This is a genomic window from uncultured Boseongicola sp. (genome assembly GCF_937988555.1).
In the GTDB taxonomy this organism is placed as follows: domain Bacteria; phylum Pseudomonadota; class Alphaproteobacteria; order Rhodobacterales; family Rhodobacteraceae; genus Boseongicola.
Map to the genome: position 1 here is coordinate 1 of NZ_CALJXO010000349.1, position 9,215 is coordinate 9,215.

The 9,215-nt window shown below is 53.8% G+C and carries 9 protein-coding genes; 4 read left to right on the plus strand and 5 right to left on the minus strand.

Annotated features, from left to right (window positions below):
• The first annotated feature begins 402 nt into the window (after positions 1 to 402).
• Together Q1B15_RS20525 and Q1B15_RS20530 are read left to right on the plus strand one after the other, a co-directional pair.
• A complete protein-coding gene (locus Q1B15_RS20525) occupies positions 403 to 699 on the plus strand; it encodes a hypothetical protein (protein ID WP_299757444.1) in 297 nt (98 codons plus the stop codon).
• Positions 700 to 898: 199 nt separating this feature from the next.
• On the plus strand, positions 899 to 2,104 hold the full coding sequence (locus tag Q1B15_RS20530; RefSeq protein ID WP_299757447.1) for an META domain-containing protein: 1,206 nt from the start codon (positions 899 to 901) through the stop codon (positions 2,102 to 2,104).
• 92 nt (positions 2,105 to 2,196) lie between these two features.
• On the opposite strand, the gene Q1B15_RS20535 is transcribed toward Q1B15_RS20530, so the two are convergent.
• The gene (locus Q1B15_RS20535; RefSeq protein ID WP_299757449.1) at positions 2,197 to 3,747 is read right to left on the minus strand and encodes a phospholipase D family protein; all 1,551 of its coding nucleotides are present in this window, start codon (positions 3,745 to 3,747) and stop codon (positions 2,197 to 2,199) included.
• 339 nt (positions 3,748 to 4,086) lie between these two features.
• A complete protein-coding gene (locus tag Q1B15_RS20540) occupies positions 4,087 to 4,473 on the minus strand; it encodes a lysozyme inhibitor LprI family protein (protein ID WP_299757452.1) in 387 nt (128 codons plus the stop codon).
• Between the two features lie 412 nt (positions 4,474 to 4,885).
• On the opposite strand from Q1B15_RS20540, the gene Q1B15_RS20545 reads away from it, so the two are divergent.
• Together Q1B15_RS20545 and Q1B15_RS20550 are read left to right on the plus strand one after the other, a co-directional pair.
• The gene (locus tag Q1B15_RS20545) at positions 4,886 to 6,112 is read left to right on the plus strand and encodes an NAD(P)-binding domain-containing protein (RefSeq protein ID WP_299757454.1); all 1,227 of its coding nucleotides are present in this window, start codon (positions 4,886 to 4,888) and stop codon (positions 6,110 to 6,112) included.
• A gap of 405 nt (positions 6,113 to 6,517) precedes the next feature.
• The gene (locus tag Q1B15_RS20550; protein WP_299757457.1) at positions 6,518 to 7,168 is read left to right on the plus strand and encodes a DUF4386 domain-containing protein; all 651 of its coding nucleotides are present in this window, start codon (positions 6,518 to 6,520) and stop codon (positions 7,166 to 7,168) included.
• Positions 7,169 to 7,720: 552 nt separating this feature from the next.
• Here the strand turns inward: Q1B15_RS20550 and Q1B15_RS20555 are convergent.
• From Q1B15_RS20555 to Q1B15_RS20565, 3 genes are all read right to left on the minus strand, one after another.
• Positions 7,721 to 8,104, minus strand: coding sequence for a cytochrome c family protein (locus Q1B15_RS20555; RefSeq protein ID WP_299757459.1), 384 nt, complete (start codon positions 8,102 to 8,104; stop codon positions 7,721 to 7,723).
• A gap of 16 nt (positions 8,105 to 8,120) precedes the next feature.
• Entirely contained in the window at positions 8,121 to 8,342 is a 222-nt protein-coding gene (locus Q1B15_RS20560) for a hypothetical protein (protein WP_299757461.1), read from the minus strand.
• Positions 8,343 to 8,406: 64 nt separating this feature from the next.
• Positions 8,407 to 8,922 carry a hypothetical protein gene (locus Q1B15_RS20565; protein ID WP_299757464.1) on the minus strand — a complete coding sequence of 172 codons (516 nt, stop codon included), beginning with the start codon at positions 8,920 to 8,922 and terminating at the stop codon, positions 8,407 to 8,409.
• Positions 8,923 to 9,215: the final 293 nt, after the last annotated feature.

Here is a 9,215-nt window from a genome sequence, read left to right on the forward strand (position 1 = left end):
GCAGACCCAAGGGTCGTTATTCAGAGTGGGCGTTTGAGTCACCTGATAATCGGGAAACGAGCGCTGCAATCAGCTCATCTTCCGAATGTTTAAGGGGATCTCGCAGGTTATCGGCAAGTCTAAACATGAGGACCAGACCCAGCACAGATTCATGGATGGCCACGGCCTCTCTGGGACCGCGTCAACACCGATCTGCACCTGGGAACACCAATCGTTGTTTCGGGTATTGGCGTTGTGTGTAGGGGTAGGCTTTCAGCAAGTGACAGCGCCGGCGATATCGCCAGCAAGGACAGCAAAGTTAAGTGATCCATCTGGAGCATTCTCCCGTATCCCTAATATAGAAGGCATGTGGAAACAAATGGCATCCCAACTAGGGGCCGCCGAACCAGTAGGGAACGCTTGATGAAACAACTTGTAGTCAACGGATGGAACTTCATATTTGATGCTGATATTAGCCCGCTTCGTAATATTCCCGATGTTGCGACACGTCACTATGTGTTGCAGGCATTGGGGTTAATGTGGGCTGTTGCCTTTGCTACCGCGATCGGGAGCTATACGATACTTGCAGCAAGCATTCTTGGCCATACTGTCTTGATTGGGGCCACAGCAATTACGGTTGCAACTTATACCGCGGCTTCGAAGAAACCTAAGTTGTTCGCAATCGGTTCGGGTCGTCGCAATGATGGCGAACACGAGTAGCGGCCAGTGCAGCGAACGACCGCTCTGAGCCCTTTTTGACCGCCTTGAACCCAAGTAGCGTTTGTGTTGAGTGACCCCCATTACCGTCGCAAAAAACCACGCCAATTTGCAAATACTCAAGGCCAAGCTACGTTTCACTTGAACATTAGAGGGCCAAATTCACCATTGATCGTTCTATCGAGGAGCTTTGGATACAACTATGCGAATTATCTTTGCATTTGCTCTGCTATGCTGGTCCACGCCGTCTATGGCGATCATCGACGGTCTCGAAGCCAATGTGGACTCTTTCCGGTCTTACGTTTCCATCCGCTCGATTAGCCCTTACCCAAGTCACAACGGTCAAGAGATCAACGCGTGCGGTGGTACGCTGGTTGCATCCAATTGGGTGCTCACAGCTTCGCATTGTCGAAGTTCGTACGAAGCCGCAGTTTCTGGTGGTGCACCTGTTTTCGTAGGCGTGAACCTGCAGAGCGACGGGACATTTGGAGCGAAATTACGTGTAGTAGATGTGCGATTTTCTCCCGCTAGGCTCGGGTCCGAACGCTTGGACGCTGCACTTTTAAAGCTGGAATCTGACGCGACCGAACATGGCGCAGAAATAGCTGACTTCTTCGAAGAACATCTAATAGTTGGTACCAGCACGACGACCGTCGGCGTTGGCCTAGGGCTCGAGGGGGCACCGATGGAGTACTACGAATCCCGAGTTACTGAATTTGGCTTGTGTGAAACAAACCGTGCAGACTTTGACGCGGCGCATGATTTTTGTGTAGGCGTCCCAGGGTCAATCCAGAGAACTGGTTATGGAGATTCTGGAGGCCCTTTGTACATTATGGATACCGCCTTAGAAGGCCAGTACCGCTTTGCCGGGATCGTAAAAGGTGGCGTAAAAGCGGGGGCCTCAGGGTCGGAAGAAACCGAAAATATTCGATACACAGATGTTAGCAAATTGTGCGGCTGGATAGATGAAATCACTCGTTGCAACGGTGTGTCTGATGGCACGAAAACCTCGGCTGAAGATATGACTACATGTAGACCAATCGGCCCCAATGCATCGCTTTTCGACACCTATTGGCGCATTGATCAAATCTATGAGCAAAAGATAACTGCGACTAACAATCTCAGAGAGCCACATCTCGTCCTGCACGGCAGCAGCCAAAATTCTGTGAGGGCCACGGTAGGTTGTAATCGGATTTCTGCTTCCTTCACTTACAACGATCAGGAACTTAACTTCGGACCAGCCGCTTCCACACGGATGGCCTGCCCAATGCCTCTTGATCAAGCGGAGAAACGGCTTCTTCTTTTGCTCGAAAGCGTTGAGAGTTCCCGGATTGCGGGCGAAAGCCTTATATTCTTTGGCTCCCGCGGCGAAGTAATCGCCAATATGACCGCTGTTTATCTCCCCTAAGTTCATGGTCCGTGTTGTTAGCGCGTGGCTCGTCGTGAGATGCGGACAAGGGGACGACCAACCTCGGGTCGATTGGAGCCAGAATACCGTGGTCAGAGCATCCATTCAACAGGAAGAAAACCAATGATCGAAAGTGAGATTTGCGTCAGCCAGCTTGCACCCGGTTCCTCCTGATAAATGACTATTTCGCCATCTGCGATATTTTCCTGCCAAATCATTTTCCCTTCTGGGGTTAATTTTGGCTGGTAACTGATGGAAGCAAGTGGGCCATCAAAAATCGACGATACAGATTTTGCAATAGTCGGGCTGTCGATTAGGAAGCCCATCTCACAATTGAGCAATGCGGATCGAGGGTCGAAGTTGAATGAACCAATAAACACGCGCTCTTGATCAACGGAGAATGTCTTCGAATGTAGACTGGCACCGTACAAACTAAATGGCAGGATCTGCAAATCTTCTGCAACGCTTTCGCGCCGCAACTTCAGCTCAAACAGATCGACTCCGCCTTTTAGTAATTGACGACGATAGCGGCTGTAGCCTGAGTGAACCAAAAACACGTCTGTCGTATCCAGTGCATTGGTCAATATTCGCACGTCGACCCCATTTTGGACCAGCTCAGTAAAGAATGCGGTCCCGTTCTTCCCGGGAACGAAGTATGCAGAGGCGAGATCAAGGCTGCCATGGACGCTACCGAGAATACTTAACAGACGCGAAATCATAAGTTGGTCACGTGTTGCGATGCCCAGCCCCTTTGTTGGATCGTCCGCGACGACTTGCACCCGTGTCCATTCAAGGCTTTCACCATTTGCGAGTATTCGTTTCATACTGTTGACCGACTCGTCCGCAACTTCTTTGGCTCCAGCAGAGGATTTTACTGCCTCCAAACGCGCGTCGAACGTCGCCTGATCCCTTTGTCCAACAATGATCCGCTCTGCTTCAAATACAGACGGCGCGTTCCAATATGCGTCAAAGATAGTTGCTGTCTGGGCGACAGCAGCACCGGTCGCGATGGCATCCAAATCGACGTAGAAAACGTCTTCTCCAACTCGGAAGTATTCATCCCCGATGTTGCGGCCACCAATAATAGCAAATGCGCCGTCTGCGACTAGCGACTTGTTATGCATCCGGCGGTTCATCCGAAAGAAATCGAATGCGTAACCGAGCATCTTTGGACTTCGTACGGTGGACGGATTGAAGATACGGATATTAAAGTTGTCCTGCGAGTTGAGGGCCGCAAGATAGCCATCCATGCCGGGGACTCCATTATCATCGACAAGAAGTCGGACACGCACACCGCGACCTGCTGCACGCTCTAGCGCGCCGAGAAGAAGTATGCCGGATACATCATCATGCCAAATGTAATACTGCGCATCCACAGAGACCTCTGCGGCGTCAATAAGTGCCATTCGGCTTGCGAGCGCGTCGTCTCCTCTTGCCAACAGCATAATCCCAGTCATTTCGTCTGCTTGGGGCTCCATACCGCGGATCATGAGGTTGCCAAGCAAAGTTCCATTGGTAGCCGAGATCGCGTTGCTTGTTTGTCTGTCAACAATGTTCGGTAAAGGGAAAATCAGGCGCAAGGCAACGACGCAAATTGCCAGCCCCGCCGCGAGAAATGAAAAGTACTTGAGGAAGAGTTTCAATCGATCGCCATGTTTCGTATCCAAGTCTCGAAGCGTTCTAGCATAAACAGAAGTAGCCGGAAATGTTCTTGATCAGTACGCTTTCTGGATGGCCGATTTCGGGTCATTCAGGGGGGGGGTGACTTCACAGCGACGCCCTACGACTTGGCGATATTTAGCGATAGGTCGGAATCTGCCTATGGGCAATATAGCGTAAACGGCTGCTCCGCACCGCAGAGCAGTCATTGACGCATTGCGCGGCGAATGGCCGCTCTGCCCGGAGCGGACATTCGGTTGCTTCTTCTCGTTGGCTTGACGAATTTGACTGATCGCCATGAGCTCACATAGATTTTGCTGACTTCATTGCACGTAGCGCATAAGCTCTGCTGCACGACTCCGACCGAGCTCGATCCTGCAAGAATTGATCCCGATTCTTGTCCCAGAACCGCCTCCGAAGGTCGCCCCGACATAGCCGCAATGTTCATCGCGATAAACCGACCAAGCAGCCTGTGCAGCTTCCAGAGCTGGCACAGCCACCGTTCGACCAGTTACTTCATCGAGCTCTGCCGCAGACCTCATCGCGAAGTCCAGATAGATATCGACAGTCGCATCGACACGTTGAAGCGTATCAGCAACACAGGCCCCAATTTCAACCTGACTACTTCCGCCGCATTCTGTTGCCGGATCGGCAAAGACGATGCTCGGCAGGCAGGTAAATAGGAACAAAGTTGCAGCAAGACTTCTCATGACAACACTCCAAATGATCTTCGACACTCTGTGCCAAATTAACTAGGTACGAGACAACAAGCACCCCCACTCGCTATATTTCTTAAGCGGGTTTCCCAAAGCAGACGTTCGTGCATGCTGCAGCGAACGGCCGCTCTGAGCCCAACCAACCGCGTTTGAGATCGCGGTATTTCGCGCCCGCAGCATACAACCGAGGTCGAGGACGGCCCCAACCGGACTTTGGCCGCTCCATACAACGCTGCGGTGCAGCTTTCGCATTGCGGCCATTCGTGCATGGCGCAGCACTTTTGTCGGCTAAAACGTCGGTGTGCGGACTTTCCCGCCGTTCCACATCCACCCAACCGGCAGGATCTGTCCGCACTTGACCTTGGCAGGACCCGTCACGGAGTATGCGAGGGTCAGGGGGGCGATCATGGAGCAGTTTGAAACCATTATAATCGGCGGGGGCCAAGCCGGGCTTTCGCTCAGCTATTTTTTGACAAAGCTGAATTCGGGACATGTGATCTTGGAGAAGGGCGACATCGGTCAGGGTTGGGCGGATCGATGGGATGACTTCTGCCTTGTCACACCGAATTGGTCGGTGCGGATGCCGGGATATCCCTATCAGGGGGATGATCCCGATGGCTTCATGCCGAGGAATGAGATCGTTGCTCATTTGAAAGCCTACGCAGATAGTTTTGGCGCCCCGGTGCGCAGCGGCGTCGAGGTCGCCTCTTGCGCAAAGACCGATGAGGGCTTTGTTGTCCGCACAAGCGCTGGCGACATGTCATCCCGCAATCTGGTTATGGCCAATGGCGCCTTTCAAAAACCGTATCTTCCCAATGGAGCGGAAACCCTACCCGACACCCTAACGCAATTAACATTGGGTGATTACAAGAGCCCCGGCGCCCTGCCGGACGGAAACATATTGATCATCGGCAGCGGCCAGTCCGGCGTACAAATCTCGGAAGAGTTGGCTATGGCCGGGCGGCCGGTCACGCTGGCCTGTGGCCGTGTTGGCTGGGCCCAGCGGCGCTATGGCGGCAAAGACATAGTTTGGTGGGCGGAACGGGCTGGATTTTACGACCATCGCCTTGCCGATCTTCCCGACGGCGCCCGACTTGCCGGGAACGTACTGCTCTCTGGCCATCATGGCGGCACGCAGGACATCAATTTCGAAACACTTCAGGGTCAGGGTGTAGAGCTTGTCGGGCGGTTCCTAAGCTGCGACGGCCAGGTCGCCCAGTTCGCCGATGACCTTGACGCCTCAAATCAATTTTCCAATGACAGGTTCAATGACATCCGTAACCTCTTCAGCGCAACAGCGGAGAAAATTGGCGAAGCTGTTCCAGAATTTAGCGGAAAAACCAAATTGAAGGGAACGCCGCGGACAGAGATTGACCTCACCGACTATGGCGCCGCCCTGTTTACAGGAGGTTTCCGGCCAGGCTATGACAGCCTTCTTCCGACAAGGGGCGCCTATGACAACCAAGGGTTTCCGCTTCAGACAGACGGGAAATCCGACGTTGTGCCTGGCCTATGGTTTCTTGGCACACATTTCCTGCGAAACCGAGGGTCTTCACTATTACTTGGCGTGGGCAAGGACGCGGAAGTTGTGGCAGCGGCACTCACGGGGAAACCAGCAGACCAGTTGGGATGAACGGAGCCGTGCCTTGAACTGGACGTTGAATGACTGCATCGGGCTCCTTGCTGCCGTTAGCCGCATCGCAGCGATCCTGCCAAACAATTTCGCCCCGACCAACATGAACGGCCCATTGCTGCCGTTCACGTCCACCTCAGGATGCTGCGGCGCGGCCCGTCGAACCGGACTTTCGCTGCAACCGCACAATTTCCGATGGGCGAATTCACGCAATGCGGACGAAGCGGAAGATTGTGGTTCAGGTGCAGGGTGACGAAAACCCCAAATATCGGAACCGAGGGCCAAGTTGGCTAGGTGCTTTTAAGTTGCGCTTGGCGTGAGGCAGATCAATCCCAAATGATTTTGCGCCGTGTATTATGGGACAGGCTTTTCAGCGTTGCGATGTTTGATCGGAGAGACTGTTCAATGAGCGACTATCGGATCGAGACCATTGTTGCCGGGGTTTTGTTTATTACAGCGACAGCCGCGACGATGGCAAGTCAGATTATCATTGCGCCGATGTTGACGGCACCGGATGTCGCGGAACATGTCCTTACACGCATGCCCCTTTTCACTCTGGGTGTTGTGCTTGAAATCGTAAATGCGCTCGCGAGCGCCGGGATCGCGGTCGCGTTTTTCCCGATACTCTGGCAGTGCTCCCGCATTCTGGCACCGGCTTATGGCAGCCTTCGCGCGATTGAAGCGAGCATCGGCATTGTCGCCGCAATTGGGCTGCTTTTGTTGCTTACACCCGGTGGCGGCGCGATCGCCATTGCGGTCCACGACGTGGCATTCCTTCTGCTGCTGATGGTGTTTTCCGTCAGCACGTTGATCCTCTATCCGGCCCTGTTCCGCTTTCGTCTTGTTCCTGCGATCTTGTCACTCTGGGGGCTGCTCGGTGGACTGATGCTGCTCTTGTCGGTCCTGCTGATCCTGTTTGGCCGGGTCGAGATGGGCTCCACGATAGACATGATCCTTTCGCTGCCCATCTGGATCAACGAAATGGCACTAGCTTTGTGGCTCATCTTTCGCGGAGTGGATTTGGTCAAGGTTGGGTCAGGCGCACAAGACACATAGCACGAGAGTGGCGTGAGGCCGCTGTCTGCATTGCCCAAATAAGCATCCGCATCGGGCTCCTTGCTGCCGTTAGCCGCATCGCAGCGATCCTGCCAAACGATCTCGCCCCGACCAACATGAACGGCCCCTTGCGACTGGGGCTAAAAATGTTGGGTGTCAGGTCATGTACGACCCGCGCTGTTATTGCATCGCGATGCAGCAAAAAATTGCGGCCATTCAAGCGTGGTGCGGCGAAATTGATGGTCAGAATGGCGGAACCGCGGGACAAAGCATGGGTTAGCGGGCCGATCAAATTGATGGGTCGGGTTCTTGATAGGATTGTAGTGGTTTCGGCATCATAAGGAGAACGCGACGGATTAGACTCTCTGTGTCGTTGGGGGCAGCGATGATCTAGTCATCCATCCCTAACGGGCGCCGATTGCGGCAGAGAGCCGTAACCGATTTCCGCCAAGTTGCTTGATTTGGAATAACGCCGACATATCGGTTCATCTGAGTTAACGAAGTTACGAATCCGCCCAGCAAGACTCGATTCTGGCCGCGCCCAACAGATGGTTATTCAGCCGATTTCAGATAGGCAATGATGTTTTCGATGTCCGATTCCTTGCGCAACCCAGCAAAGGACATTTTTGTACCGCCCATGAAATCCTTGGGATTCGTCAAGAACGCGGACAGAGACTCTGTGTCCCAGACCAATCCGGCTTCGGCAGCCTCAATCAGTGTTGCCGAATACTTGAAATCTGGGTTCTGCCCAGCCGGGCTGTCGACGATACCGGTCAACACCGGACCAACTTTATTTTTTGCGCCTTCACCGACCGCATGACAGGCTTTGCATTTATTGAAAACCTTTTTCCCTTTGGCGGCATCGCCTTCCGCGAAGGCAGGTGCGGTTAGGGTAGTCAACAAGACGGCTATCACGGCAGTTCTAACGGTTTTCATCGTGGATTCCTATTCTTCAGATGATAAGTTCAAGTGCAGCACCGGCAAACGAGGCGACAGCGTAATATGCCATGCGCGGGTCCAGCAAACAACAGTCTGTCGAAAGCCCGCCTGCCGCAGCGGCCAACGGTGCGCTGACAGAAACCAGCGCCTGCTTCGGACGTGTCACTTCTGCTTTGGGCTCGAAGCGGCCGTCCGCTGCGGCTTGCGCCAACGTCGGCTCTGCGGGACGAAGCAAGCATAGCCTGTCAAGACGAGATCAACACCTCTCCTTCAATCTCCATAGCAAAGCCAAGCGGCAATCATGGCAATCCAATCGCGGATCTCGCATGAGACCGTTCAATTTTGACAAATCGCTTCGCGACGAGAGTGTTCACGCTTGCCTCTGCTGGGGATGTCGCGATCCGCTGTCCAGCGCGATAGCGTTCGGCGTAATTCACAATCGAACTGCGATTTCGGCTGATATATGTCTGAAGTTTCTCCAATAGCCTGTCCCCGCGCATGGCCCAAACACAGTGCTCTATTTCGGACGAAAGCTGCTTTCGGACACTCGATATCACGGCCAAAGCGCGCTTTGGCTGTCCGTTCCAAATCCGCCACTTGATCCGATCAATGTCTTGCTCGAAACATCGGTGCCCTTCGGGAGCGGTAAGCACCATCTGGGCAAGAAGCTGAATCTTCATAGAAATATGAAACCAGTCCAGAATATGGATTACCGGCTGTGGCAGCATACCGGCCAAACGTTTCAGGCATTCTGCCCCGTCGGAGATGACCGTGATTTCCCCTCGTCCGGCGTATCCCTGTTCTTTAAGTGCCAAGGCAGCGGTCGCCTTCAACTCGGCCGGATGCCCTCCCTCGAACGCAGAAAGCGGGTGTGCGCTGCCTCCTCGTGCGCCGCGACCGCAATGGCCAACGACCGCTTCAAACGTCCGACCGCCCCAATGCCTGACCAACGAGATATACGCAGTATCGACAGTGAAGACGACTTCCCGTGCAAGATCGCCCTCTAGAGGCAGCCCGAGCTGGGGCGATCTGTGTATTCAAGATGCTCATGCCAGAGCCGCTTGCGTTCGGCTTTATCGATGCGTTTGCCAATTGCGATCGCGCGATG

Bases quoted from the DNA above. Each gene is read 5' to 3' on its own strand.
- Q1B15_RS20525 (WP_299757444.1), top strand. From the start codon at position 403: ATGAAACAACTTGTAGTCAACGGATGGAACTTCATATTTGATGCTGAT.
- Q1B15_RS20540 (WP_299757452.1), bottom strand. From the start codon at position 4,473: ATGAGAAGTCTTGCTGCAACTTTGTTCCTATTTACCTGCCTGCCGAGC.
- Q1B15_RS20545 (WP_299757454.1), top strand. From the start codon at position 4,886: ATGGAGCAGTTTGAAACCATTATAATCGGCGGGGGCCAAGCCGGGCTT.
- Q1B15_RS20530 (WP_299757447.1), top strand. From the start codon at position 899: ATGCGAATTATCTTTGCATTTGCTCTGCTATGCTGGTCCACGCCGTCT.
- Q1B15_RS20555 (WP_299757459.1), bottom strand. From the start codon at position 8,104: ATGAAAACCGTTAGAACTGCCGTGATAGCCGTCTTGTTGACTACCCTA.
- Q1B15_RS20550 (WP_299757457.1), top strand. From the start codon at position 6,518: ATGAGCGACTATCGGATCGAGACCATTGTTGCCGGGGTTTTGTTTATT.